Below are 26,722 nucleotides of genomic sequence, written 5' to 3' on the forward strand. Positions count from 1 at the left end.
CATGCAACTACTTCTTGGGGAGCTTCGGCTCCCCTTGTGGTTTCTGGCGTTTACGTAGCAATTGCCAAACCCGCGAGGCAGCGTCCGACCCGTAGCAGCTGTCGAGCAACGCGAGGCTGCGTCCGACTGCGCAGCAGTCGCAATACGGGCAACGAGATTAGTCTGACACACCGCAACTACAGGTTTTACGACGGCTTCGCAGCCGAACGCAGCCTCGCGCTGCTCGTCAGCTGCTACACAGATCGCGTCTGCCAGATATCCCCCTTCAAGCGCTTGCGCAGCTTCCTACACCATCCCTCGACTAAATGCTAGAATCCCCGCCCATCATGCGGTCATTCTTCTGTTATGGCCGAACATTCCTTCAAACAGTGCATCCCATGCTGAAGAAGCTGTTCCAGTCATTCCGTTCTCCCAAGCGTCATACGCAACACATTCGCAGTACGCCTGAAGTGCTCAACAGCGGCCAACACTCGCTGCAAAAGGCCCAATTCAGCCGTTACGCGGTGAATATCGTCGAACGCCTGCAGAACGCCGGTTACCAGGCTTACCTGGTCGGCGGCTGTGTGCGTGACATGCTGCTCGGCATCACGCCCAAGGATTTCGACGTCGCCACCAGCGCCACACCTGAACAGGTGCGTGCCGAATTCCGCAATGCGCGGATCATCGGTCGTCGATTCAAGCTGGTGCACATTCACTTCGGTCGTGAAATCATCGAAGTCGCAACCTTCCGCGCCAATCACCCGCAAAACGACGAGGAAGAAGACAGCAACCAGTCTTCCCGTAATGAAAGCGGGCGCATCCTGCGCGATAACGTCTACGGCACACTGGAAGAAGACGCGCAACGCCGCGACTTCACCATCAACGCCCTGTACTACGACCCGGTCAGCGAGCGCATTCTTGACTACGCCAACGGCGTACACGATATCCGCAATCACCTGATCCGCCTGATCGGCGACCCGAAACAGCGCTACCAGGAAGACCCGGTACGGATGCTGCGGGCCGTGCGTTTTGCCGCCAAGCTGAATTTCGGTATCGAAAAACACAGCGCCTTGCCGATTCGCGAACTGGCACCGATGCTGCGCGAGATCCCGTCGGCCCGTCTGTTCGAAGAAGTGCTCAAGTTGTTCCTCTCCGGCCACGCCGCGGACACCTTCGAGATGCTGGTCGACCTGCAACTGTTCGATCCGTTGTTCCCGGCCAGTGCCGAGGCGCTGGAATACAACCCGACGTACACCCACACTCTGATCAGCGACGCACTGATCAACACGGACCTGCGGATCAAGCAGAACAAACCGGTGACCCCGGCGTTCCTGTTTGCCGCCCTGCTGTGGCCTGCCCTGCCGGCTCGTGTACTGCGCCTGCAAGAACGTGGCATGCCGCCGATTCCGGCCATGCAGGAAGCGGCTCACGAACTGATCGCCGAACAGTGCCAACGCATCGCAATCCCGAAACGCTTCACCATGCCGATCCGCGAGATCTGGGACATGCAGGAGCGCCTGCCACGCCGTAGCGGCAAGCGCGCCGACCTGTTGCTGGACAACCCACGGTTCCGTGCCGGTTACGACTTCTTGCTGCTGCGCGAAAGCGCCGGTGAGCAGACTGATGGCCTGGGTGAATGGTGGACGGATTATCAGGACGCCAATGACAGCGAACGTCGCGACATGATCCGCGACCTCAGCGGCAAGGAAGACGGCACCGGCGCACCACGCAAACGTCGCCGCAGCGGTGGCGCCAAGCGTAAACGCGCAGCCGGCGAACCGAGCGTCTCGGGCGAGTAATCCATGGAACGCATCTACATCGGCATGGGCAGCAATCTGGCTGACCCCGCCGAACAATTGCGCAACGCCGTCGATGCGCTGGCGCAGCTGCCACAGACCGAGCTGGTCGGGGTGTCCGCGTTTTATCAGAGCGACTCGCTGCTGCCTGGCCAACCGCGTTACACCAACGCGGTCGCCGCCCTCGACAGCACCCTCGCACCGCTGGACCTGCTCGATGCGCTGCAAGCCATCGAGAACGAACAGGGTCGCGAACGTCTTGAACGCTGGGGACCACGCACCCTGGATCTGGACATCGTGCTGTTTGGCGATCGACTGATCGACGAGCCTCGCCTCAAAGTCCCTCACTACCACCTGCAGGAAAGGGCCTTTGTCCTGTATCCGCTGGCCGAACTGGCGCCTGCGGATTTGCGTTTGGCCGATGGTCGCACTCTTGGTGAATTACTCGTCGCCTGCCCGTTCGTTGGCCTGGAACGCCTGCCTGCGAATTAACGCAAATCCCCTGTGGGAGCGAGCCTGCTCGCGATAGCTGCTTAACATTCACCAAAGATGTTAACTGTCAGGACGCCATCGCCGGCAAGCCGGTCTCGCTCCCACATTGGTTTTTGTGTCGAACACAGAATCTGCTGCTGAATCGCATCAGTTACGCCGGTAACACCCCCGTCGTAACAACGCGGTAACACATCCAATTGACTTCCCGAGTTCTCCTCACGACTATAGGCGTCCCGCTGCCGCCAACACGGCATTGAAGGGCGCAATCCAGGCCTTAAAAGCACGACAACAGACCGTGCGCCTGTATTTAACGAAGAATCACGCGCGTTACTCGCAGTAGTTTCCACAGCGCCTGAATGAGGATCTTTTCATGCCAGCCATCACCCTGACCACTCTGCAAGGTCTCAAGCAAAAAGGTGAAAAAATCACCATGCTGACCTGCTATGACGCAACCTTCGCCCACGCCTGCAATGAGGCTGGCGTCGAAGTGCTGCTGGTGGGCGACTCCCTCGGCATGGTTTTACAGGGTCACGACAGCACCCTGCCTGTGACGACCGCTGACATGGCTTACCACGTGGCAGCCGTCAAACGCGGCAACACCGATGCGTTCATCCTCGCTGACCTGCCGTTCATGGCCTACGCCACCACCGAACAAGCCATGACCAACAGTGCCCTGTTGATGCAAGCCGGTGCGCACATGGTCAAGGTAGAAGGCGCTCTGTGGCTGGCAGACTCGATCCGCCTGCTGGCCGAGCGCGGCATCCCGGTGTGCGCGCACTTGGGGCTGACGCCGCAATCGGTGAACATCCTGGGCGGTTACAAAGTCCAGGGTCGCAACGAAAACCAGGCTCGGCAAATGCGTGCCGATGCCATTTCGCTGGAACAGGCCGGGGCAGCCATGTTGCTGCTTGAATGCGTGCCCAGCGAACTGGCCGAAGAAATTACCCAGGCCGTGAAGATTCCGGTCATTGGTATCGGCGCCGGCAGTGGCACCGACGGCCAGGTACTGGTCCTGCACGACATGCTGGGCTTGTCGATTACCGGTCGCGTGCCAAAATTCGTGAAGAACTTCATGACCGGACAGCACACCATTCAAGCAGCCCTGAATGCTTACGTGACTGAAGTCAAAGCGGCGACTTTCCCAGGTATCGAACACGGATTCTCTGCATGAACACCGTAAAAACCGTACGCGAACTGCGGGCCGCCGTGGCCCGTGCCCGCAGTGAAGGCAAGCGCATCGGCTTCGTGCCGACCATGGGCAACCTGCACAGCGGTCATATTGCGCTGATTACCAAAGCCTCCCAACGGGTGGATTTCGTGGTCGCGAGCATTTTCGTCAATCCGTTGCAATTCGGTGCCGGCGAAGACCTCGACAAGTACCCGCGCACCCTCGCCGCCGACCAGGAGAAACTGCTCCAGGCCGGTTGCCACTTGCTGTTCGCGCCTAGCGCTGAAGAAATGTACCCCGACGGCATGGCCGGCCAGACGCGCGTCAGCGTTCCGCTGTTGTCTGAAGGCCTGTGCGGCGCCAGCCGCCCAGGGCATTTTGAAGGTGTGGCGACGGTGGTCAGCAAATTGTTCAACATGGTCCAGCCGGACCTCGCGGTCTTCGGCCAGAAAGACTACCAGCAACTGGCGGTGATCAAATCCCTGGTCCATGACCTGAACATGCCGGTCCAGATCATTGGTGAGCCGACTGTCCGTGCGGCCGACGGCTTGGCACTGTCTTCTCGCAATGGTTTCCTCAGCGAAGAGCAGCGGGCTGTGGCGCCGGTGGTCTATCGCACACTGAGTTCGATTGCCGACGCGATCAAACAGGGTGAGCGGGATTTCCCCGCGCTGATCGACGTGCAGATCAAACAGCTTGAAGTGGCTGGATTGCGTCCCGATTACCTGGAGATTCGCCATGCGCTGACCTTGCGTCCGGCCACGGCAGATGATCGCGATCTGGTGATTCTGGTCGCGGCGTTCCTTGGCACCACACGGTTGATCGACAACCTGCACCTGAACCTCGACGCCTCTGCCTAAAACACCACCCCTGTAGGAGCTGGCTTGCCAGCGAAGGCGGCGGGTCATTCAGCATTGATGTTGACTGACACACCGCCTTCGCTGGCAAGCCAGCTCCTACATTGGTCTCCCGCGTCAATTCCTGCATCGTATTGCCGCCCACAAAGCCTTCGGGCAAACTGCCCGCCGTTCGATTCCGACCTGGGAAAACACTCATGCACGCCATCATGCTCAAGGCCAAGCTGCATCGCGCCGAAGTCACCCACGCAGTACTCGATTACGAAGGCTCTTGCGCCATCGACGGCGAATGGCTGGAGTTGTCCGGCATCCGTGAATACGAGCAAATCCAGATCTATAACGTCGACAACGGCGAACGCTTCACCACTTACGCGATTCGTGGTGAAGAAGGCTCGCGCATGATCTCGGTCAACGGTGCTGCCGCCCACAAAGCCAAGGTCGGCGACCGCGTGATCATCTGCGCTTACGCTCATTACAGCGAAGCCGAGCTGCTCAACTTCAAGCCGCGCATGCTCTACATGGCGCCGGGCAATGAACTGAGCCACACCAGCAATGCCATTCCGGTCCAGGTCGCCTGATCGAACCGACATCCTGTCTTTTTCCCGTTTGTCGGACTGCTCCTGACTTCAATGTTAAAAAGTACCGGAAACAGGTCAGACAAAGTCAAGACAGATCAAGGCGCGGGGTTTACTGTATTCGCCCTGCGCCATGAAATCGTGTCGACGCAGTTGACCGGACGCCGACCCGCAGCGCTCCGGGATTTTTAGTGTCCAAAAAGCCGTTCAAGTAAAAAGGAAACCCGCAGCGATGGCGTACTACCGCACTCCTCAAGACGTGACCGCTCTGCCCGCTTGGCAGGCGCTGAATGATCACCGCCAAGCCATGCAGGATTTCAGCATGCGCGAAGCCTTCAATGCCGACCCGCAGCGTTTTACTCAATTTACTCTTAGCAGCTGCGGACTGTTTCTCGATTACTCGAAGAACCTGATCAACGCCGAGACCCGCAATCTGCTGGTAGGTCTGGCCAACGAAGTCGACCTCAGCGGCGCGATCAAGTCGCTGTTCGACGGTGAAATCGTCAACGCCTCCGAAGGCCGCCCCGCGCTGCACACCGCCCTGCGTCGCCCGGTCGGCGACAAGCTGTCGGTGGACGGCGTCAACGTGATGCCGCAGGTACACAAGGTACTGAACCAGATCACCGACCTCGTGGGCCGTATCCACGATGGCCTTTGGCGCGGTTACACCGAGAAGCCGATCACTGACGTAGTGAACATCGGCATCGGTGGCTCGTTCCTCGGCCCTGAGCTTGTGTCCGAGGCGCTGCTGTCCTACGCCCAGAAAGGCGTGCGTTGTCACTACCTGGCGAACATCGATGGCAGTGAGTTCCACGAACTGACCATGAAGCTGCGTGCAGAGACCACGCTGTTTATCGTTTCGTCGAAATCCTTCAACACCCTCGAAACCCTGAAGAATGCCCAGGCAGCACGCGCCTGGTACCTGGCTCAGGGTGGTTCGGAAGCCGAACTGCATCGTCACTTCATCGCCGTTTCCAGCAACAATGCCGCGGCGGTGGCGTTCGGTATTCGCGAAGAAAACATCTTCCCGATGTGGGACTGGGTCGGCGGCCGTTACTCGCTGTGGTCGGCCATCGGCTTGCCCATCGCGCTGGCCATCGGCATGTCGAACTTCAAGGAACTGCTGTCCGGTGCCTACACCATGGACCAGCATTTCCAGAGCGCGCCTTTCGAACAGAACATGCCGGTGCTGCTGGCCTTGCTCGGCGTGTGGTACGGCAATTTCTGGGGCGCGCAAAGCCACGCGATCCTGCCGTACGACCACTACCTGCGCAACATCACCAAGCACTTGCAACAGCTGGACATGGAGTCCAACGGCAAGAGTGTGCGTCAGGACGGCACCCCGGTGTCCACCGACACCGGCCCGGTCATCTGGGGTGGCGTCGGTTGCAACGGCCAACACGCCTATCACCAGCTGCTGCACCAAGGCACCCAACTGATCCCGGCCGACTTCATCGTGCCGATCGTCAGCTTCAACCCGGTGTCCGACCACCACCAGTGGCTGTACGCCAACTGCCTGTCGCAAAGCCAGGCGCTGATGCTCGGCAAGACCCTTGCCGAAGCGCAAGCCGAACTGCGTGACAAAGGCATGAGCGAAGACGACGTGCAGAAACTGGCGGCGCACAAGGTGATCCCGGGCAACCGTCCGAGCAACACCCTGGTGGTCGAACGCATCAGCCCGCGTCGTCTCGGCGCACTGGTGGCGATGTACGAACACAAAGTCTTCGTGCAAAGCGTGATCTGGGGCATCAACGCCTTCGATCAGTGGGGCGTGGAGCTGGGTAAAGAACTGGGCAAAGGCGTCTACAACCGTCTGGTCGGCAGCGAAGAAACCCCGGCTGACGATGCCTCGACCCAAGGCCTGATCAACTACTTCCGCGGCCGTCACCGCGGTTGATCTGACGCCAGACTACAGACGGTACTAACCTTGTAGGAGCTGGCTTGCCAGCGAAGCGGTGGATCAGTCGACATAAATGTTGAATGACACACCGCCTTCGCTGGCAAGCCAGCTCCTACGAGGGTCGTGTAGCTCCCCTCTTGTCGCACAACAAGAATAAGGAACCGTCATGTTCGATATCAGCACGTTCCCCAAAGCCGATGCCGTCCGCCGGTCTGCGAATTTAAGTCAAGACGACTATCACCGCCTGTACCGCGAGTCCATCGAACACCCCTCTACCTTCTGGGCCGAACAAGCCACGCGCTTTCTCGACTGGAGTACGCCGTGGGCCACCGTCCAGCGCTACAACCTGAAAACCGGTGAAGCCAGCTGGTTTGCCGGCGGCAAGTTGAATGTCAGTTACAACTGCATCGACCGTCATCTGGAACAGCGCGGCGATCAAGTCGCGATCATCTGGGAAGGCGACGATCCCGCCGAATCCGCGCAAATCACTTACAAAAAACTCCATCACTACGTCTGTCGCCTGGCCAACGTGCTGAAAAGCCGTGGCGTGAAGAAAGGCGACCGCGTCTGTATTTACATGCCGATGATCCCCGAAGCTGCCTACGCCATGCTCGCCTGCACGCGAATCGGCGCGGTGCATTCGGTGGTCTTTGGCGGTTTCTCCCCGGACTCGGTGCGCGACCGGATTCTTGATGCCGATTGCCGCACCGTGATCACCGCCGATGAAGGTGTGCGCGGCGGAAAATTCGTGCCCCTGAAAGAGAAAGTCGACAAGGCGCTGCAAAATTGCCCGAACGTCAGCACGGTGATCGTGGTCGAGCACACCCAAGGCGAAGTGAAGTGGGTTGAAGGCCGCGACCTCTGGTATCACCAGGCTCTACGCGACGTCAGTGACGATTGCCCGCCGGAACCGATGGACGCCGAAGATCCGCTGTTCATCCTCTACACCTCCGGCAGCACCGGAAAACCCAAAGGCGTGCTACACACCACCGGCGGTTACCTGCTGCAAGCCGCGATGACCTTCAAATACGTGCTCGACTACCGTGATAACGAAGTGTTCTGGTGCACCGCCGATGTCGGTTGGGTCACCGGCCACAGCTACATCGTCTACGGCCCGCTGGCCAACGGCGCGACCACGCTGATCTTTGAAGGCGTGCCGAGTTACCCGAGCAGCTCGCGCTTCTGGCAGGTCATCGACAAACACCACGTCAACATTTTCTACACGGCGCCAACCGCCCTGCGTTCGCTGATGCGCGAAGGGCCGGAACCGTTGAAGGAAACCTCGCGCGCCAGCCTCAGATTACTCGGCACTGTCGGTGAGCCGATCAACCCGGAAGCGTGGGACTGGTACTTCAATGCGGTCGGCGAACAGCGTTGCCCGATTGTCGACACCTGGTGGCAGACCGAAACCGGCGGCATCATGCTCAGCCCGCTGGTCAGCGCACAACGGATCAAACCCGGCTGCGCCACGCAACCGATGTTCGGCGTGCAGCCGGTGTTGCTCGATGAAACGGGCAAGGAAATCAAAGGCGCCGGCAGCGGCGTGCTGGCCATCAAATCCAGCTGGCCGGCGCAGATCCGCAGCGTCTACGGCGACCCGCAACGGATGGTCGACACCTACTTCAAGCCCTACCCCGGTTATTACTTCACCGGCGACGGCGCGCGACGCGATGAGGACGGCGATTACTGGATCACCGGGCGCATCGACGACGTGATCAACGTCTCCGGGCACCGTATCGGCACCGCCGAAGTGGAAAGTGCCCTGGTGTTGCACGACAGCATCGCCGAAGCCGCAGTGGTTGGTTACCCCCACGACCTCAAAGGCCAGGGCATCTACGCCTTCGTCACACCCATGAACGGCACTACCCCCGACGACGAACTGAAGAAAGTGTTGCTGGCCCACGTCAGCAAGGAAATCGGCAGCTTCGCCAAACCGGACTTGATCCAATGGGCCCCGGCCTTGCCGAAAACCCGTTCGGGCAAGATCATGCGGCGAATCCTGCGCAAAATTGCCTGCAACGAACTGGACACGCTGGGGGATACTTCGACCCTGGCCGACCCGAGCGTTGTTCAGGATCTGGTCGATAAACGCCTGAACCAATAAGCCTCGCGCGGCCAGCAATGGCCGCGTTTTATGTTCGCCACTGAGTCGCCATGGAATTCATCCGTACCCGCATCGAAACCCAGATCATGAGCCTGACCGGTCTGTCCCTCGGCAAGCTCGATCTGGAAAATCCCAAAGGCGATCCCGGCCTGTTCGGCCCCGACTCGGTGAGTTGGCAAGTGCATGGCGATTTCAGCAGCATGCTGATCGGCGGCATCAGTGCCCTGATGCTGCAAGCCTTGCATCCATTGGCCCTGGCTGGTGTCTGGGACCATTCGAATTTTCGCCAGGACATGCTCGGCCGGCTGCGTCGCACCGGGCAGTTCATCTCCGGCACCACGTTTGGCTCGCGAAAGGATGCCGACTGGCTGATCGAGAAAGTCCGCACTATCCACCTGCAAGTGACGGGCACTGCGCCGGACGGGCGCCCCTATGCGGCCAGCGATCCAGACCTGCTGACCTGGGTGCATGTGGCCGAAGTCAGCAACTTTCTCGCCGCGCATTTGCGTTATCGCAATCCGAATCTGTCACTGGCCGACCAAGACCGTTACTACGGGGAAATCGCGTTGGTCGCCGAACGACTGGGCGCCCGTGATGTGCCCCGTTCGCGGCAGGAAATGGCTGATTACCTTGAGCGCATTCGCCCACAGTTGCTGTGCGATGAGCGCAGCCGCGAAGTCTTGCGACTGTTGCTGAACGCGCCCTCCCCCAGCCGTTTGGCCAAACCTTTCGGCAGTTTGATGATGCAGGCCGGCATCGATCTGTTGCCTGACTGGGCCAGTGACATGCTGGGCGTCAGCCAAAACCCGTTGCAACGCAAACTGATCCGCACCAGCGTCAATCGCAGCGCGCCGATGCTGCGCTGGGCGGTGCGAAATGGCTCGGTGCAGCGGGCTAAACGGCGGATGGGGTTGCTCACCTGAAAAGCTAAAAGCTTCGCGAGCAGGCTCGCTCCCACAGTGGATATGTGTCGAACATAAATGTGCAAACAGTTGAGATCTCTTGTGGGAGCGAGCCTGCTCGCGAAGGCAGCACCTCGGTGTGGCGCCAAGCTGTTAAACTCCCGCGCCAAATTCCCTCCTGCAAGGCGCCCAGCATGTCTTCCTTGAATCAGGCGCTGCGCGCCGCCCTCGAACATCGCCAGGACCTGCTTGCCGAACTGCATCAGCAAGGCACCGATTGCTATCGACTGTTCCACGGCAGCCAGGAAGGCGCCGGCGGCCTGACCATCGACCGCTATGGCCCGCAGCTGCTGGTGCAAAGCTTTCACCAGTCGCTGGAACGCGACTCACTGCTGCACCTGCACGAGGCAATCAATCAGCATTTGGGCCTCGACACCCTGCTGGTCTACAACGACCGCTCCCGGGGCAATTCGCGCATCGACCGTGAAGACACGGTCTACCGTGCGAATGAGGCGGCGCTGGAGGATTTGGTTGGCCACGAATGGGGCCTGAATTACCGGGTTCGCGGGCGTCATGCCGGCCAGGATCCTCTGCTGTTCCTCGACCTGCGCAATACCCGTGGCTGGGTCAAAGCGCACAGCCAAAACAAAAGCGTGCTCAACCTGTTTGCCTACACCTGTGGCGTCGGCCTGAGCGCTGCGGCCGGTGGCGCCCGTGAGGTGTGCAACCTGGATTTCGCCGAGGGCAACCTGGCAGTCGGCCGTGAGAACGGTCTACTGAATCCGCAGTTGCCAGCCATGCAATTCGTCCAGTCCGATTACTTCCCGGCGATCCGCCAACTGGCCGGCCTGCCAATCAGCCAGCGGCGCGGGCAGAAACTGCCGAGCTACCAACGCCTGGAACAGCGCCAGTACGACCTGGTGTTGCTCGACCCTCCCGCGTGGGCCAAGAGTGCTTTCGGCACCGTCGACCTGCTGCGCGACTACCAGAGTCTGCTCAAACCCGCGCTGCTGACCACCGCCGACAATGGCGTACTGATCTGCTGCAACAACCTGGCAAAAGTCAGCATGGACGACTGGCGCGAACAGGTGCTGCGTTGCGCAGAGAAAGCCGGGCGACCGGTGCGCGAGTGGACAGTGATGACACCGGGCGCTGATTTTCCGTCGATGGATCAGCAGCCGCCGCTGAAAACGCTGATCCTGCAGCTCTGACATTCACCCAAAAATTCAGTTAAATCCTGCAAAGCGTGGTCACTTCGGAACTGCAATCGCATGCCATACTCCAAGGCACTCCGATTCAGACAGATGAAGCCACACATGCCCAAAGGATTGATTCGCGCTATCGGCGCCTTGTTGACTGCTCTGGCCCTCTACAGCTTGCTGGGGTTTCTGATTTTACCGGGTATCGCGTTGCGGGTTGCCAACCAACAATTGGCCAACTACGCCACGGTGCCCGCCCACCTTCAGCGGATCGAACTCAACCCGTTCAGCCTGGAAGTCACCCTTTGGGGCCTGGTCATCGGCGAGCCGGGCAAAGAGCAGTTCGGCTTCGAACGCCTGTACGCCAACCTGCAAGTGGACAGTCTGTGGACCAAGGCCGTGCATTTGTCCGAGATCGAACTGGTCAAGCCCAAGACTGAAATCCTCTTCAGCAAGGACGGCAAGCTCAATCTGCTTGGGCTGTTCAAACTGCCAGCGAGCGAACCCACCCCCGCCGACCCGGATGCCAAGCCGTTTCCGCTGCGCATCGAGCGGATCGAACTGGCCGGCGGCGCCGTGCACTTTGAAGATGCCCGACCAAGCGAACCTATCGAGTTCCTCTACGACAAACTCGACTTCGAGCTGAAAAACCTCAGCACCCTGCCCGACGACAGCGCCGACATGACCTTGGTGGCCATCGGCCCCAACGGCGGACAGGTAGACTGGACCGGCAACTTCAGCCTGATCCCGCTCGCCTCCGAAGGTAAGCTGAAAATCACCGATGGCAAAATGAAAGCCTTCTGGCCCTATGTGCGCGACGCCGTGCCCCTGGACCTCGAAAGCGGCATCATGAGCCTCAGTACCGACTACAAACTCAACCTGTCCAAAGAAACCGAACTGCTGCTGAACAACCTCGCGGCCAGCATCGCGCCGTTCGCGATCAAGGCCCCGGACGGCCGAGCGTTGGCGAAGCTGGAACGACTGGACATCAGTGAAACCACGGTCGACCTGGCCAAGCAGCAAGTGGTAGTCGGCAAGATTCGCAGCCAGAAACTCGAAACCTGGGCCGCCCTCGAAGCCGACGGGCAACTCGACTGGCAAAAGCTGTTCGCCAGCCAGCCGTCCAAACCCGCTGCCAAAGCCAAGGCCGAACCCGCCAGTACACCAGCAGCCGCCGACTCACCCAAACCTGAACCAGCGCCACCGAGCAAACCGTGGCAGGTGTTGCTCAAAGACGTGCAATTGCGCGATTACCAGGTGCACCTGGCCGACCGCAAGGCACAACCCGCCGTAGCGCTGGAAGTCGGCCCGTTGAACCTGGACCTGCAGAACTTCGACAGCCTCAATGGTTCGCCCTTTAATCTCAAGCTCGACACCGGCGTGGGCAAACAGGGCAAGATCATGGCCGATGGCGTGGTCAATCTCGCCCCGGTCAGCGCCAAACTGAAGGTGCAGACCAAAGACATCGACCTGCGTGTCGCACAGTCCTACATCACCCCGTTCATTCGCCTGGAACTGCGCAGCGGCATGCTCGGCAGTGATCTGGCGGTCGATCTGAAAAGCACCGAGCCATTGGCATTCAGCGTCACCGGTCGTGCTCAGGTCGATCAGTTGCACACCCTCGACACCCTTAAAACCCGCGACTTCCTCAAGTGGCAACAATTGGTGCTCGAAGGCCTGAATTATCAGCACGGTGACAGCCTGTCGATCGACAAGGTCAATCTGTTCCAGCCCTATGCGCGCTTCATGATCAATGATGATCGCACCACCAACATCGATGACCTGCTGATCCCGCAACCGCCCGATAGCGGCGCCAAAACCACCGCGGCCAAACCGGCCAGCAAAGACAAACCACTGGGCATTCACATCGGCGGCATTGCCATCAATGACGGTTCGGCGAACTTCGCCGACTTCAGCCTGACACCGAACTTCGCCACCGCCATCCAACAGCTCAACGGGCAGATCGGTACCATCGACAGCCGCCAGGCGAAACCGGCCAGCGTGGACGTCAAAGGCAAGGTTGACCGTTATGCGCCGGTGACCATCAAGGGCGCGGTCAATCCGTTCGACCCGATGGCCAGTCTCGACATCGCCACCAGCTTCAAACGGGTGGAACTGACCACGCTCACGCCCTACTCCGGCAAATTCGCCGGGTATCGCATCCGCAAGGGCCGGCTCAATCTCGATGTGCATTACCTGATCACCAAAGGCCAGCTCAAGGCCGAGAACAAAGTGGTGATCGAGCAATTGCAACTCGGTGAAAAGGTCGACAGCCCGGATGCCGTGAGCCTGCCGCTGAAACTGGCGATTGCCTTGCTCAAAGACGTAGATGGCAAGATTTCCATCGAATTGCCTGTCACTGGCGACCTCAATAATCCGCAGTTCAGCGTCATGCCGATTATCTGGCAAACCCTGCGCAACCTGATCGTCAAAGCCGCCGCTGCGCCGTTCAAACTGATTGGCGGACTGGTCAGTGGCGGCGGTTCCGAGGACTTGGGCACCGTATCGTTCGCACCAGGCTCAAGCGATTTGAGCCAGGAAGCCGAAGGGGCGTTGGTCAAACTGTCCCAAGCCTTGAAGGAACGTCCGGCCCTGCGCCTTGAAATCGAAGGCACGGCGGCCGCCAGCAGTGACGGCCCGTTGATTGCCGAGCAACGCCTGGAACGGGAATACCAATACAACTACTACAAAATGCTCCAGCGTCGCGGTGACAAAGTCCCGGCCCAGGCCTCATTGCTGGTGGTCCCGGAAAACGAGAAAGGCCCGCTGTTGGAAGGCATCTACCGCACGCGCCTGAAGACTCAACCGCCGGCCGAATGGAAGGACCTGGGCAAGGAAGAACGCACCGCCAAAATGCGCGCCGACGTGATCAAGTTCTGGAGTACCAGTGACGTGCTGTTGCGTCAGTTGGGGCAGGAGCGCGCGAGCAGCATCAAGGACTATCTGGTGGATAAAGGTCAGCTGGCCGACGACCGTGTGTACTTCATCGACGCCAACCTTGGCGAAGCGCAAAGTGACGGCCGGGTGGTGACGCCGTTGCATCTGGATGCCGAGTGATGCTCGGAAGATTGGTCAGCAGCCATCGAACTCACCACCATTTTGAGTGACCAAAAATCCATTGTAGAAGTGAGCCTGCTCGCGATGGGGATCGGACATTCCAGATAGATGTCGCCTGACACTCAGCTATCGCGAGCAGGCTCGCTCCCACAGTTGTTTTGTGCCACCCAAATAGAACAGGCCCCTGACACGATTGTCGGGGGCCTGTAATGACCACATCCTTATGGCCGTTCGCATGAACGCCCAAGAAGTGGCAGCCGTATTACTCAGCCCGTCTGCCACACCTTCTCCCGGTCCAGGCGAGAAGTCTTGCCTTACTCGGCTTTCAGGCCGTCAGCGGAGACCGCTTTGACGCCTTTGATTTTCTTGGTGATCGCCACTGCGGTGGCTTTCTGGGAATCAGTCACTGCAACAGTGGACGACAGTGACACGACGCCTTTGTTGGTTTCGACTTTGATGTCGGTGCCAGGAATGCCTTTTTCGGTCAGCAAGTCGCTTTTAACTTTGGTCGTGATCCAGGTATCGGAAGTAACTTCCTCGACCTTGGCAGCTTCACCAGTAGCCACTGTCAACGGGGCTTGAGTGGTGGTGGTCTGCGCGAATGCAGCGTTGGCCAGCGTCAGGGTCAGCGCGGTAGCAGTAGCGGCAGCGATAGCGAACTTCTTCATACGAGTAACTCCTGTTTTTCTAGAAAGTCTGCTGGTTGTCTTCGCAGCAGGGTTACTGGGTAGAGTGCGAACGCTGTGCCAACGTTGAGACAACAACTAAATCGTTATAAATCAATACGTTATAAATATTGCGAATTTTCGAAATCATGCAAAATGCATGACCAGGCAAAACTCTGCATGCAACTTGCGGGTTTTCACAAAGTTCCTAACACCCTGAATTTTTTGCCTTTTTTGCAGTAGCCAGGCATTCGACAAACAAAAAAAAGCCCCGCAACCGAAGCAGCGGGGCCGTGTTGGGCGTCAGCGTTTACGAGGCGGAACTGGTGCAGGCTTTAGGTAAGTAATCTTGGTCAGCGGAACTGATACACGACCAGCCATTGGCCGCATCACGCTTCAACGTAATGGTCTTGCTCAGCACTGGCCCTGGGGCATTCAAAATCGTGCAGGTGATGGTGCCATTGCCTGTGGCCACTGCGCCGGTGACCGCGACGGTGCAATTGCTGGTCGTGGCATTACCCGCCGGCGCCACGTTGGCTACCGTTGGCGCAATGCCTTGGTTGATCGCATCTTCATACGGCACCTTCATCGCGGAAATCTCGGCCAGGCCAGCCGTCAACTTCGCCCTGGCCTGATATTTGGAATACATCGGCAACGCAAACGTCGCCAGAATCCCGATGATCGCCACCACGATCAGCAGTTCGATCAGGGTAAAACCTTTCTGAGTCTTCATAGACAAGCTCCATGCATGAGTCGAAAGCTCATGATCTGAAAGAGCATCAGCACAGCCCATGCCAAGCGCTACAGCCCTTGTTCGCGGGGCGGCGAGTCGAATCAAGGACCGTTCCTACCCCCAGGAAGCGCACTATCTGACACTTTTTGTCACCTCAAGGCCGCTGGTTTGGCTCAGCGCCTTGACTAGGCTATAAGCCATGAAGAAATCAATCGGGTCACCAAGGACTGAACATGTCGGTCAAAGCAGCAAAAACAAATGTCTACGCTTGGGAAGGCACAGACAGGAAAGGCACCAAGATGATCGGTGAGTTGAGCGGCCAGAACCCGGCGTTGATCAAGGCCCAACTGCGCAAGCAAGGCATCACCCCCGGCAAGGTGCGCAAGAAATCCGCGTCGATTTTCAACGTCGGCAAACGCATCAAGACTCAGGACATCGCCCTGTTCACCCGGCAGATGGCGACCATGATGAAAGCCGGCGTGCCGCTGTTGCAGTCGTTCGACATTATCGGCGAAGGCTTCGATAACCCGGCCATGCGCAAACTGGTGGACGAGTTGAAACAGGAAGTCGCGGCGGGTAACAGCTTCGCCGCGTCCCTGCGCAAAAAGCCGCAGTATTTCGATGAGCTCTACTGCAACCTGGTGGATGCCGGCGAGCAGGCCGGCGCTCTCGATACTTTGCTGGAACGGGTGGCGACCTATAAGGAAAAGAGCGAAAGCCTGAAGGCAAAAATCAAGAAAGCCATGACCTACCCATTGGCCGTGGTGTTTGTCGCGATCATTGTCACGGGGATTCTACTGGTCAAGGTGGTGCCGCAGTTCGAGTCGGTGTTCAAAGGTTTTGGTGCCGAACTGCCTGCCTTCACGGTGATGGTCATCGGCCTGTCGGCGTTCATGCAGCACTGGTGGTGGGTGATGCTCGGTGTGCTGATCGCGGCGATTTTCGGCGTGCGCCACGCTTTCAAGAAATCCCCGGGCTTTCGCGACTGGCTGGACACCTGGCTGTTGAAACTGCCCCTGATCGGCACGCTGATGTACAAGTCTGCCGTGGCCCGCTACGCCCGAACGCTGTCGACTACCTTTGCCGCCGGCGTGCCATTGGTCGAAGCATTGGAGTCCGTGGCCGGTGCGACCGGCAACATCGTGTTCAAGCGTGCGGTCCTGCGCATCAGGCAGGACGTGTCGACCGGCATGCAACTGAATTTTTCCATGCGCACTTGCGGCGTATTCCCCAACATGGCGATTCAAATGACGGCCATTGGTGAAGAGTCCGGCGCACTGGATGCCATGCTTGACAAGGTCGCGGGCTTCTACGAAGACGAAGTAGACAACATGGTCGATAACCTCACCAGCCTGATGGAACCATTCATCATGGTCGTGCTGGGTGTTATCGTCGGGGGCCTGGTGGTTGCGATGTACTTGCCCATCTTCCAACTCGGCTCAGCGATCTGACATGCCTTTGAATGAAATTCTGACTGTTTACCCGGCGTTCTTCGTGACCCTCGCATTAGTGGTGGGCCTGGTCGTGGGCAGCTTCCTCAATGTGGTGATCTGGCGCCTGCCGAAAATGCTCGACCGCGAATGGCGGCTACAAGCCCATGACGTGCTGGGTGTACCACCCGAAGCACCCGGCCCGACCTACAATCTGATGCTGCCCCACTCCCATTGCCCGCAGTGCGACCATCGAATTCGCGCATGGGAAAACATCCCGGTGCTCAGTTATCTGTTTTTACGGGGGCGATGCTCGAACTGCGCCGCACCTATCGGCAAGCGCTATCCGCTGACCGAACTGACTTGTGGCCTGCTCTCGGCGTTTATCGCCTGGCATTTCGGTTTCGGGTGGCAGGCCTGCATGGTGTTGGTCCTGACCTGGGGCTTGCTGGCGATGAGCCTGATCGACGCCGAGCACCAACTGCTGCCGGATGTGCTGGTACTGCCGCTGTTATGGCTGGGGTTGATCGTCAACAGCTTCGGGGTCTTCGTATCATTACATGAAGCTCTTTGGGGGGCGGTGGCCGGGTACATGGCGTTGTGGTCGGTTTTCTGGCTGTTCAAGCTGCTTACCGGAAAAGACGGTATCGGCCACGGTGATTTCAAGTTACTGGCCATGCTCGGGGCGTGGGGTGGCTGGCAAATTCTGCCGCTGACGATCCTGCTGTCATCGCTCGTGGGCGCCATTCTCGGGGTGATTTTGTTGCGTCTGCGCAACGCAAAAACCTCGTCGCCAATCCCCTTCGGCCCCTATCTGGCGATTGCCGGCTGGATTGCCTTGCTCTGGGGTGGTCAAATAACCGACTTCTATTGGCAGTTTGTCGGTTTGAAATGAATACCCCTGTGGAAAAACCCTGGATTCTCGGCCTGACCGGCGGCATCGGCAGCGGCAAAAGCGCGGCCGCCCAACACTTCATCGACCTGGGCATCCACGTCGTGGACGCCGATCACGCGGCGCGCTGGGTGGTGGAACCGGGTCGCCCGGCGCTGGCCGCCATCGCCGAACACTTCGGACCTGGTGTGCTGCAAGCCGACGGACAACTGGATCGTGCGGCCCTGCGCGCATTGATCTTTGAAGTGCCGGAGGAACGCCGGTGGCTCGAAGGCTTGTTGCATCCGTTGATCGGTGAAGAAATCGCTCACAATCTGGCCAAGGCACAATCGCCTTACGCGATTCTGGTTTCGCCGCTGCTGATCGAGTCCGGGCAGACCGCCATGACTCAACGCGTCCTGGTAATCGATGCCCCGCAACAGTTACAAATCGAACGCACCTTGCAGCGTGACCAGACCACTGAACAACAGGTCCAGGCGATCCTCAAGGTCCAGACCAGCCGCCAGGACCGCGTGAGCCATGCCGACGATGTGGTGGTCAACGACCGCGACCTCGCCTGGCTGCACAGCGAGGTCGAACGCCTGCATCACTTTTACCTTACTTTGCGTGGAGGCCAGTCATGAGCCAGACCCCAACCGTCCAATGCCCAACCTGTGGCGCTCCTGTTGAATGGAGTGCCGAGAACACCTTCCGGCCGTTCTGCTCGGATCGCTGCAAACTGATCGATCTCGGGGCATGGGCATCGGAAGAACACAAGATTCCGGTCAGCCCGGACGCCGAGGACGACCTGTTCAGCGAAGACTTCGAACCGCGTCACTGAGGTTCAAGGCCGCATAAAACCGTAGTCCTGGTCGTCATCGAGGTTTTCCGCGAGAAAACGCAACTCGTCGGCCAGGTCTTCGGTACTGCGCACTGCCTTGCTTTGCTCTACTACCGCGCTGAGCAAGGCGCGCAGGCTCAAGCCCGGATCAAACCCCACCTCCTGCGCCCCATCCAGACTCTGACGCAACTCCTGCCTCGCCCACTCGTACACACTCATACCGATGCTCCTGAAGGTTTTGTCGAGCATGAATTCGTCGATGAAGTGCCGATGTGATGTGGATCAAGACTTCGGATCGTCGTCTTTCCAGGGGGCCGAAAGGTAGCGCGTGCGATTGAACGTCTCCAGCCATTCTGGGCAAAACACCACCAGCGCGCTGACGATCATGCCGTTGATGAACGCTTCCGGAAAAATCAGCAGCCACAGATAGCCGACAAAATCTTCCAGCCAATACGGCATGGCAAAACGTTCGTCGAACCACAGCACCCACAACGCCAGCAGCAGGCACAACAACGCCGACAGCGCCGCCGCAAAAAAACCGGAACAAAAGATATACACAAAGAGGTTACGCGGCTGCGCCCGCTCCACCCGGATGGCGATGCACTCAGTGACCAGCACCGGCAGTAAAATCAGCAGCGCCCCGTTTACGCCAACGGCGACCAGGTCCTGACGCCCGAGCAACACCAGCCCGAACTGCGCAATCAAGCCGCCGATGATCGCCAACGGCCAATCCAGCAGCAGGGTCACGGCTGTCATGCCGATGAAGTGATAAGACACGCCAGTGTCGAAATCCCGCCGCACCAGCCACAGCATAAACAGCGCGAACACCGTGCCAAACAGCAAATGCTGGCGGCGGCTGTCTGTGAATAGCTCAACCCAGGGCGTGCGCCAGATGGCCCAGAGCAGCACAGGCACATAGATCAGCCAGCCGACCGTCAGCGTCTGCGGTGACAGCAACTCGGCACCAATCATGGTCGGGCCTTCTCTAGCGCCTCATGTAGCTGCGCGGCCGTGGCATATTCGTGTTGTGCCAACAATTGGCCGTCCTTGAGTTGCAGCCACAGTACCTTGTCCTCAGCCCCGGGGTAGCGCTGCGCCACACGCCCCTCACGGTCCAGCATTACCCGGTAGGAATAATCGCGCATGGCCGGAATGGCAAACATCTTCGCAATCAACCGTGGCATGCGCTGGATGTCCGCTAAAAATACGACGTGCCGCGCCTCCAGATAGCCTTTTGGCTGGCCTTGCAGTGCAGCCTCTACCAGTTTGGCGGCGTCCATACTTCGCGCCACCAGCAGCGTCCGAGCCTGATTATCTAGCGTGAACGCCTGGTCGTACTGATCGAGCAAGGTCCAGGGCGCCAGTCGCTCGCCCACTTCCAGTGCCTGGGCCCACAAGGGCAGAAAACTGAGCAGCAACACCGGCCAATATTTCACCTTCAACCCCTTGTCCTATCGCTTCTGCATGATGGCCATCAGTCTACACCGCCCTTTCAGACTGCCCAGTGACGTCCATTGCCGGTAAACGCTTTCTGCTTGTCGCATTTGAACGCTAAGCTTGGGCCTATGGATGACTCAGATTATTTACGCCTGCTGACCATCGCGGCCGAGCAAGCCAACGCGTTCCTGTCCAATGCCCGCAAATGGGAGCGTGAGCGTTGGGTGTGCCAGCGCCTGCTGCAAGGCTTGAACATTCCCTACCGCGCCGACGAGTTCGCCCCGGCCGGCGAGCCGCCGGACGTATTGTTTCGGGAGGCGAATTTCGAGGTGTTCTTCGTGCTCGATGAGGGCCGGCGACTGAACGACGAATGGCGCGACGAACTGCAACGTCGGCGCAGTGCGTTTTCCCTGAGTCAGTTAGTGCGACGCGAAGCCAAACCCAAACGCATCCCCGCCAATGAGTTTTTGCTGAGACTGGCGCCGACCTTGCGCAAAAAAGCGCACAACTACAAAGAACGTGGCATGGATCTGGGGGAGCTCGACATCATCGCCTTCGCCAGCCTCAAGCGCGAAGTGCTGGACCTCAACAGCCATTTTCCACCGCCGACCGAATACCTGCGCCAGGGCTGGCGTTCGCTGTCACTGGTCGGCCCGACGTTCGCCCGGGTGCTGTTCGCGCACCCGGATGCACCGGACTTCTTGCGCAGTAATCTGGGGCGCAGCATCGTCTTCGATGTCGGAATCAGCCTGTGAGCCCATTGCAGGAATTGATCGCGCAAGTCCCGCAAACCGGCCGCGTACGCTGGATCGGCGTGCGCCCCGAACCTCACGTACCGATGATCGAACTGGATGCCGTGGAAGCGCGACTCGAAGCCGGTTTGACCGGCGATCGAGCCCGCCCTGGCGTGCGTAACGCGCGGCAGGTGACGTTGATTCAGTGGGAGCATCTGGCGGTGATCAGTTCGTTGATGGGCCGCACGGACGATCAGCCGGTATTACCTAATGATTTGCGGCGCAACCTCGTTATCAGCGGTATCAACCTGTTCAGCCTGAAGGGTCGGCGCTTCCGGATCGGTCAGGCGATTTTCGAAACCACCGGCTGGTGCCAGCCTTGTGCGCGCCTTCAAAACAACCTCGGCCCCGGGACTTTTCAGGCCGTGCGCGGACATGGCGGAATCACCGCCCGAGTGATACAAAGTGGAATCATTCGCCTGGACGACACGGTGAGCGTCGAGCCTGTCCCGGACAGCGGCTATGCTCCGTTCAACGTTCGTTAACTCAGCCTGTAGCTTCTACACATTCAGCAACGTCTACTGACGAGGCCTTTATGACCAGCCGCCTGAACCCCGACGACCAAAAGCATGTCGAAGAGTACCTGCACTTGTCCCAGCACCGAGTCGAGCGCCGTCCTTTCCGGCCGTGGATGCTCCTGGTGGTAGTACTGGCAGTGACCATTGGTCTGGGCCTGTTGAGCCGATTTATCAGTTACCTGACGCTATGAGCAGCATCGCGCTCGCTCGGTTGACTGCACCGATTTCTTTTAGCCTTGCGAGATATCCCCATGACTCATCGTATTGTCATCGTTGGCGGCGGCGCCGGCGGTCTGGAGTTGGCTACCCGTCTGGGTAAGACTCTGGGCAAGCGCGGCACGGCCAGTGTGATGCTGGTCGACGCGAACCTGACCCACATCTGGAAACCGCTGTTGCACGAAGTGGCGGCCGGGTCGCTGAACTCCTCCGAAGACGAACTCAACTATGTTGCCCAGGCCAAATGGAACCACTTCGAGTTCCAGCTGGGGCGCATGAGCGGGCTCGATCGCACGCAGAAAAAAATCCAGCTGGCCGCCACTTACGACGAAGCCGGTCTGGAACTGGTGCCCGCCCGCGAAGTGGGTTACGACTCGCTGGTGATTGCCGTCGGCAGCACCACCAACGATTTCGGCACCCAAGGCGCGGCGCAGCACTGCCTGTTCCTCGACACGCGCAAACAGGCCGAGCGTTTCCACCAGCAACTGCTCAACCACTATCTACGCGCCCATGCCGGGCAAACCGACAAAGTCGAACAGATCAGCGTGGCCATCGTTGGTGCCGGCGCTACCGGCGTTGAACTGGCCGCCGAGCTGCACAACGCTGCGCATGAACTGGCCGCTTATGGTCTGGATCGGATCAAACCGGAAAACATGCACATCACCCTGATCGAAGCCGGGCCACGGGTATTGCCTGCCCTGCCGGAACGTATCGGCGGGCCTGTGCATAAAACCCTGGAGAAACTCGGGGTCAACGTCATGACCAATGCCGCGGTCAGTGAAGTCACGGCCGACAGCCTGATCACCGCCGATGGCAAAGTGATCAACGCCAGCCTGAAAGTCTGGGCCGCCGGGATTCGGGCTCCGGGTTTCCTCAAGGACATCGACGGTCTGGAAACCAACCGCATCAACCAGCTGCAAGTGCTGCCAACCCTGCAAACCACCCGCGACGAGAACATCTTCGCCTTCGGCGATTGCGCGGCCTGCCCGCAACCGGGCACTGATCGCAATGTACCGCCGCGTGCCCAGGCGGCGCACCAGCAGGCTTCGTTGCTGGCCAAATCGCTGAAGCTGCGGATCGAAGGCAAGGCGTTGCCGGAGTACAAGTACACCGATTACGGCTCGCTGATCTCGCTGTCGCGTTTTTCGGCTGTGGGTAACTTGATGGGCAACCTGACCGGTAGTGTGATGCTGGAAGGCTGGCTGGCGCGGATGTTTTATGTGTCGCTGTACCGTATGCACCAGATGGCGCTGTATGGCGCGTTTCGTACGGCGATGCTGATGCTGGGCAGCAAGATCGGGCGCGGAACTGAACCGCGACTCAAGCTGCACTGACACACATCCAACTGCGGGAGCGAGCCTGCTCGCGAAGAGGCCATTACATTCAACCTCTGTGTTGACTGTTACACCGCCTTCGCGAGCAGGCTCGCTCCCACATTTTTTAGTCATCAACGTATAAATCTGTGTCTCACTGTATCTCCCCCCGCGTTTTTGCCCCTTCGATTACAAACTCCCCCCTTGCGCGACACAGTAGCGATACACCACTCCCGCTAAATGGCCACACCCGAGCAAGGCACCACGCCTGCGCAGGTTTATCGCCGCACTTACGTGGCAACCCGTTATCAAGCGGTTGTGTCGTGCAACCCAGGAGAATTGAAATGTCCCGTACCACCAAAAACACTATCGGTCTGCTTGGCGCTGTTTTGGCCGGTGGCATGATGTTGACCGGCTCCGTATTCGCTTCGCAGCCGTTGACTCAAGGCTATCTGCTGGCCTCGGCTGAACAGGTGGTGAAAACCCCTGAAGGCAAATGCGGTGAAGGCAAGTGTGGCGATGCATCGATGGCCAAAACCGACACCGATGACGACGGTAAAGTTTCCCGTGCGGAATTCCTGAAAGTCGCGCCAAAGTCCAATTTCGACAAGATCGACACCAACCATGACGGTTTTATCGACGAGCAAGAGGCTTACAACAACGTGAAAGCCAACTTCGAAGCCAACGGCAAGAAAATGCCAAAAGGTTTGTTCGAGCACCTGAAAGATCAAGAAGGCGCCTAAGCCGCTGAGTACCACGCCCCGCTTTCTCCACCGAGAAGCGGGGCTTTTTCGGCAGACAAAAAAAATCCCCGTATCTTTCGATACGAGGATTTTTAATATGGTCGGGGTAAGGGGATTCGAACTCCTGACATCCTGCTCCCAAAGCAGGCGCGCTACCGGACTGCGCTATACCCCGGTTTGAAATTGGCTCCGTGACCAGGACTCGAACCTGGGACCCAATGATTAACAGTCATTTGCTCTACCGACTGAGCTATCACGGAACTACATATTTCAATTTACAACGGTGAAGCTTTTTGCGTTCTCTTCGACTCGTTCGCATCGCTGCGTTCGTGTGTCTGAGGCGCGCTATTCTACAATCTTCAGAACCTCTGTCAACCCCCTAAATTGCTTTCAAGTTAATGATTTGCAACTTATTTTGGATTCCTGCTTGGGGAGCGGAAACCCTGGCGGGTGACTTACTGCGGGGCGCACTTTACAAGCCTTTTCCTTAGAGTTCAACAGCCTGGCGAAAAAAAGGCCTCGCAATGCGAGGCCTCATCAGTTTTGTTGCCTGGATGGGTCAGACGAATACGATTTCGTCGTTCTCCACCACACCCTTGGCGGTCTCGCCGGGCATGAAACGACCCGACAGAATCAACTGAGCCAGAGGGTTCTCGATCCAGCGCTGAATCGCTCGTTTGAGCGGACGTGCGCCGTACACAGGGTCGTAACCCACCGCGATCAGCTTATCCATGGCCTCAGGACTCAGCTCCAGTTTCAGCTCACGCTCGGTCAGACGACTGCGCAGGCGTCCCAACTGGATCTCGGTAATGCCTGCGATCTGATCCCGCGCCAATGGCTCGAAGATCACCACTTCGTCGACCCGGTTGATGAACTCCGGCCGGAAGTGGGTGGAAATCGCATCCATCACCGCCGCACGCTGCGCTTCACGATCACCGACCAGTTCCTGGATCTGCACCGAACCCAGGTTAGACGTCATGACGATCACGGTATTCTTGAAATCCACCGTGCGGCCATGGCTGTCGGTCAAGCGGCCATCTTCCAGCACTTGCAGCAAGATGTTGAACACATCCGGGTGGGCCTTCTCGAACTCGTCCAGGAGGATCACCGAGTAAGGCTTGCGACGCACCGCCTCGGTCAGGTAACCGCCCTCTTCATAGCCCACGTACCCTGGTGGCGCACCGATCAGTCGGGCCACGGAATGTTTCTCCATGAATTCGGACATGTCGATCCGCACCATCGCCTCTTCGGTATCAAAGAGGAACTCGGCCAGTGCCTTGCACAGCTCGGTTTTACCGACACCGGTCGGGCCGAGGAACATGAACGAACCACTTGGGCGATTCGGGTCAGACAACCCGGCCCGCGAACGGCGCACTGCGTTGGAAACCGCGATCACCGCTTCGTCCTGACCAATCACACGCTGGTGCAACAGGCTTTCCATCTTCATCAGTTTGTCGCGCTCGCCTTCGAGCATTTTCGACACCGGAATGCCGGTCCACTTCGACACGACTTCAGCAATTTCTTCCTCAGTCACCTTGCTGCGCAGCAACTGGTTCTCGCTTTTACCGTGCTGATCGACCATTTGCAGGCTGCGCTCCAGGTCCGGGATCACCCCGTATTGCAGCTCGGCCATGCGGTTCAGGTCGCCTTTACGGCGCGCGGCTTCCAGCTCCTGACGGGACTGTTCGATTTTCTGCTGGATCTGCGCAGAACCCTGGACTTCGGCTTTTTCCGAATTCCAGATTTCTTCGAGGTCCGAGTACTCACGCTCAAGGCGACCGATTTCATCCTGGAGTTTTTCCAGGCGTTTTATCGCCGCCTCATCGCTTTCTTTCTTCAGCGCCTGGGATTCCACCTTCAACTGAATCAGGCGACGCTCCAGACGGTCCAGCACTTCCGGCTTGGAGTCGATCTCCATACGGATGCGGCTGGCCGCTTCGTCGATCAGGTCGATGGCCTTGTCCGGCAACTGACGATCAGTAATGTAGCGATGACTGAGCTTGGCCGCGGCGATGATCGCGCCGTCGGTGATCGCCACCTTGTGGTGAACCTCGTAACGTTCTTTCAGGCCACGCAAAATCGCGATGGTGTCTTCTTCGCTCGGCTCGTCCACCAGTACTTTCTGGAAGCGCCGTTCGAGGGCTGCGTCCTTCTCTATATATTGGCGGTACTCGTTGAGCGTGGTCGCGCCGACGCAATGCAGCTCGCCACGAGCCAGGGCAGGCTTGAGCATGTTGCCCGCATCCATCGAGCCTTCGCCTTTGCCAGCGCCGACCATGGTGTGCAGTTCGTCGATGAACAGAATGATCTGCCCTTCCTGCTTCGACAGCTCGTTGAGCAGCGACTTCAGGCGCTCTTCAAACTCACCGCGATACTTGGCGCCGGCAATCAGCGCCCCCATGTCGAGGGACAGCAGGCGCTTGCCTTTCAGGCCATCCGGCACTTCGCCATTGATGATGCGCTGGGCCAGGCCCTCGGCGATGGCGGTTTTACCCACGCCAGGCTCGCCGATCAGCACCGGGTTGTTCTTGGTACGGCGTTGCAGGACCTGAATGGTCCGGCGAATTTCATCGTCACGGCCGATCACCGGATCGAGCTTGCCTTCTTCGGCACGCTTGGTCAGGTCGACGGTGTATTTATCCAGTGCCTGGCGCGACTCCTCGTGGTTGGCGTCGTTGACCGCTTCGCCGCCACGCAGGTTATTGATCGCGTTTTCCAGGGCTTTCTTGCTCACGCCCTGCCCCAGCAACAACTTGCCGAGTTTGCTGTTTTCGTCCATGGCAGCGAGCAGCACCAGCTCGCTGGAGATGAACTGGTCGCCCTTCTGCTGGGCCAGGCGATCAGCCTGATTGAGCAGGCGCGCCAGGTCCTGCGACATGTTCACGTCGCCGGTCGGGTTCTGGATTTTCGGCAGCTGGTCGAGCTCTTTGGTCAGCTCTTTACGCAGGCTGTTGACGTCGAAACCGACCTGCATCAGCAGGGGTTTGATCGAGCCGCCCTGCTGTTCAAGCAAGGCCTGCATCAAGTGCGCCGGCTCGATGCCGTGATGGTCGAGGCCGACAGCCAGGGATTGGGCGTCGGATAGTGCTAACTGCAATTTGCTGGTTAAACGATCTATACGCATGGGTCACC

At 58.8% G+C, this 26,722-nt stretch carries 25 protein-coding genes and 2 tRNA genes; 19 read left to right on the forward strand and 8 right to left on the reverse strand.

All coding sequences use genetic code 11. From position 1 onward, the window contains the following. Positions 1–377 precede the first annotated feature (377 nt). The 10 genes from AC1DWM_RS01305 to AC1DWM_RS01350 all read left to right on the forward strand — a co-directional run bounded on the left by AC1DWM_RS01305 (position 378) and on the right by AC1DWM_RS01350 (position 14,029). Positions 378–1,778 carry a polynucleotide adenylyltransferase PcnB gene (locus AC1DWM_RS01305; protein ID WP_223515650.1) on the forward strand — a complete coding sequence of 467 codons (1,401 nt, stop codon included), beginning with the start codon at positions 378–380 and terminating at the stop codon, positions 1,776–1,778. Between the two features lie 3 nt (positions 1,779–1,781). Beyond that, positions 1,782–2,267: a 2-amino-4-hydroxy-6-hydroxymethyldihydropteridine diphosphokinase gene (gene folK / locus AC1DWM_RS01310; RefSeq protein ID WP_223515648.1), complete on the forward strand. Its 486-nt coding sequence runs from the start codon at positions 1,782–1,784 to the stop codon at positions 2,265–2,267. Positions 2,268–2,637: 370 nt separating this feature from the next. Continuing rightward, positions 2,638–3,438, forward strand: a complete 801-nt coding sequence (panB, locus tag AC1DWM_RS01315) for a 3-methyl-2-oxobutanoate hydroxymethyltransferase (protein ID WP_223515645.1) — start codon at positions 2,638–2,640, stop codon at positions 3,436–3,438. Further along, positions 3,435–4,295 (forward strand): pantoate--beta-alanine ligase, encoded by an 861-nt coding sequence (gene panC / locus AC1DWM_RS01320; protein WP_223515642.1) that lies wholly within the window; start codon positions 3,435–3,437, stop codon positions 4,293–4,295. Before panB ends, panC begins: the two co-directional genes overlap by 4 nt. Positions 4,296–4,489: 194 nt before the next feature. Continuing rightward, entirely contained in the window at positions 4,490–4,870 is a 381-nt protein-coding gene (gene panD, locus AC1DWM_RS01325) for an aspartate 1-decarboxylase (protein WP_223515639.1), read from the forward strand. Between the two features lie 229 nt (positions 4,871–5,099). After that, complete coding sequence (gene pgi / locus AC1DWM_RS01330) at positions 5,100–6,764, forward strand: glucose-6-phosphate isomerase (protein ID WP_477794474.1); 1,665 nt, start codon at positions 5,100–5,102, stop codon at positions 6,762–6,764. A 169-nt stretch (positions 6,765–6,933) separates the two neighbouring features. After that, entirely contained in the window at positions 6,934–8,871 is a 1,938-nt protein-coding gene (acs, locus tag AC1DWM_RS01335) for an acetate--CoA ligase (protein WP_223515634.1), read from the forward strand. 50 nt (positions 8,872–8,921) lie between these two features. Then, on the forward strand, positions 8,922–9,794 hold the full coding sequence (locus AC1DWM_RS01340) for an oxygenase MpaB family protein (RefSeq protein WP_223515631.1): 873 nt from the start codon (positions 8,922–8,924) through the stop codon (positions 9,792–9,794). 173 nt (positions 9,795–9,967) lie between these two features. Further along, entirely contained in the window at positions 9,968–10,984 is a 1,017-nt protein-coding gene (locus AC1DWM_RS01345; RefSeq protein WP_477794475.1) for a class I SAM-dependent rRNA methyltransferase, read from the forward strand. Between the two features lie 60 nt (positions 10,985–11,044). Continuing rightward, positions 11,045–14,029, forward strand: a complete 2,985-nt coding sequence (locus tag AC1DWM_RS01350) for a DUF748 domain-containing protein (protein ID WP_477794476.1) — start codon at positions 11,045–11,047, stop codon at positions 14,027–14,029. A 314-nt stretch (positions 14,030–14,343) separates the two neighbouring features. Here the strand turns inward: AC1DWM_RS01350 and AC1DWM_RS01355 are convergent, their stop codons facing one another. Both AC1DWM_RS01355 and AC1DWM_RS01360 read right to left on the reverse strand, forming a co-directional pair. Further along, entirely contained in the window at positions 14,344–14,697 is a 354-nt protein-coding gene (locus tag AC1DWM_RS01355; protein WP_223515622.1) for a BON domain-containing protein, read from the reverse strand. A gap of 307 nt (positions 14,698–15,004) precedes the next feature. Continuing rightward, the gene (locus AC1DWM_RS01360) at positions 15,005–15,427 is read right to left on the reverse strand and encodes a pilin (RefSeq protein WP_223515619.1); all 423 of its coding nucleotides are present in this window, start codon (positions 15,425–15,427) and stop codon (positions 15,005–15,007) included. Positions 15,428–15,660: 233 nt separating this feature from the next. Here AC1DWM_RS01360 and AC1DWM_RS01365 point away from each other — a divergent pair, with 233 nt between their 5' ends. The 4 genes from AC1DWM_RS01365 to yacG are packed head-to-tail and all read left to right on the forward strand — an operon-like array spanning position 15,661 to position 18,569. After that, entirely contained in the window at positions 15,661–16,878 is a 1,218-nt protein-coding gene (locus AC1DWM_RS01365) for a type II secretion system F family protein (protein WP_477794477.1), read from the forward strand. A gap of 1 nt (position 16,879) precedes the next feature. Beyond that, entirely contained in the window at positions 16,880–17,752 is an 873-nt protein-coding gene (locus AC1DWM_RS01370) for a prepilin peptidase (protein ID WP_223515613.1), read from the forward strand. Continuing rightward, positions 17,749–18,372, forward strand: a complete 624-nt coding sequence (gene coaE, locus AC1DWM_RS01375) for a dephospho-CoA kinase (protein WP_452628184.1) — start codon at positions 17,749–17,751, stop codon at positions 18,370–18,372. Before AC1DWM_RS01370 ends, coaE begins: the two co-directional genes overlap by 4 nt. Continuing rightward, entirely contained in the window at positions 18,369–18,569 is a 201-nt protein-coding gene (gene yacG / locus AC1DWM_RS01380; protein WP_007942299.1) for a DNA gyrase inhibitor YacG, read from the forward strand. The genes coaE and yacG overlap by 4 nt, the downstream gene beginning before the upstream one ends. Before the next feature lie 3 nt (positions 18,570–18,572). Here the strand turns inward: yacG and AC1DWM_RS01385 are convergent, their stop codons facing one another. From AC1DWM_RS01385 to AC1DWM_RS01395, 3 genes are all read right to left on the reverse strand, one after another. Next, the gene (locus AC1DWM_RS01385; RefSeq protein WP_223515608.1) at positions 18,573–18,788 is read right to left on the reverse strand and encodes a hypothetical protein; all 216 of its coding nucleotides are present in this window, start codon (positions 18,786–18,788) and stop codon (positions 18,573–18,575) included. A gap of 63 nt (positions 18,789–18,851) precedes the next feature. Beyond that, the gene (locus AC1DWM_RS01390) at positions 18,852–19,541 is read right to left on the reverse strand and encodes an energy-coupling factor ABC transporter permease (RefSeq protein WP_223515605.1); all 690 of its coding nucleotides are present in this window, start codon (positions 19,539–19,541) and stop codon (positions 18,852–18,854) included. Continuing rightward, positions 19,538–20,005: an FAD/FMN-containing dehydrogenase gene (locus AC1DWM_RS01395; RefSeq protein ID WP_223515602.1), complete on the reverse strand. Its 468-nt coding sequence runs from the start codon at positions 20,003–20,005 to the stop codon at positions 19,538–19,540. Before AC1DWM_RS01395 ends, AC1DWM_RS01390 begins: the two co-directional genes overlap by 4 nt. A 129-nt stretch (positions 20,006–20,134) precedes the next feature. Here AC1DWM_RS01395 and AC1DWM_RS01400 point away from each other — a divergent pair, with 129 nt between their 5' ends. The 5 genes from AC1DWM_RS01400 (at position 20,135) to AC1DWM_RS01420 (ending at position 23,590) form a co-directional block, all read left to right on the forward strand. Further along, positions 20,135–20,761 (forward strand): DUF1780 domain-containing protein, encoded by a 627-nt coding sequence (locus tag AC1DWM_RS01400; RefSeq protein ID WP_007942303.1) that lies wholly within the window; start codon positions 20,135–20,137, stop codon positions 20,759–20,761. Further along, the gene (locus AC1DWM_RS01405; RefSeq protein ID WP_477794478.1) at positions 20,758–21,285 is read left to right on the forward strand and encodes an MOSC domain-containing protein; all 528 of its coding nucleotides are present in this window, start codon (positions 20,758–20,760) and stop codon (positions 21,283–21,285) included. Before AC1DWM_RS01400 ends, AC1DWM_RS01405 begins: the two co-directional genes overlap by 4 nt. A 50-nt stretch (positions 21,286–21,335) precedes the next feature. Then, positions 21,336–21,509 carry a DUF3094 domain-containing protein gene (locus tag AC1DWM_RS01410; protein ID WP_008028730.1) on the forward strand — a complete coding sequence of 58 codons (174 nt, stop codon included), beginning with the start codon at positions 21,336–21,338 and terminating at the stop codon, positions 21,507–21,509. A gap of 60 nt (positions 21,510–21,569) precedes the next feature. Continuing rightward, complete coding sequence (locus AC1DWM_RS01415) at positions 21,570–22,868, forward strand: NAD(P)/FAD-dependent oxidoreductase (RefSeq protein WP_223515596.1); 1,299 nt, start codon at positions 21,570–21,572, stop codon at positions 22,866–22,868. A 323-nt stretch (positions 22,869–23,191) separates the two neighbouring features. After that, the gene (locus AC1DWM_RS01420; protein WP_477794479.1) at positions 23,192–23,590 is read left to right on the forward strand and encodes an HvfA family oxazolone/thioamide-modified RiPP metallophore; all 399 of its coding nucleotides are present in this window, start codon (positions 23,192–23,194) and stop codon (positions 23,588–23,590) included. A 98-nt stretch (positions 23,591–23,688) separates the two neighbouring features. On the opposite strand, the gene AC1DWM_RS01425 is transcribed toward AC1DWM_RS01420, so the two are convergent. The 3 genes from AC1DWM_RS01425 to clpB form a co-directional block, all read right to left on the reverse strand. Then, positions 23,689–23,765 (reverse strand) — tRNA-Pro (locus tag AC1DWM_RS01425). Positions 23,766–23,774: 9 nt separating this feature from the next. Then, positions 23,775–23,850, reverse strand: a tRNA-Asn gene (locus AC1DWM_RS01430). Positions 23,851–24,149: 299 nt separating this feature from the next. After that, complete coding sequence (gene clpB / locus AC1DWM_RS01435) at positions 24,150–26,714, reverse strand: ATP-dependent chaperone ClpB (protein WP_477794480.1); 2,565 nt, start codon at positions 26,712–26,714, stop codon at positions 24,150–24,152. Positions 26,715–26,722 lie beyond the last annotated feature (8 nt).

The sequence above is a fragment of the Pseudomonas sp. P4_C8 genome, from assembly GCF_056401975.1.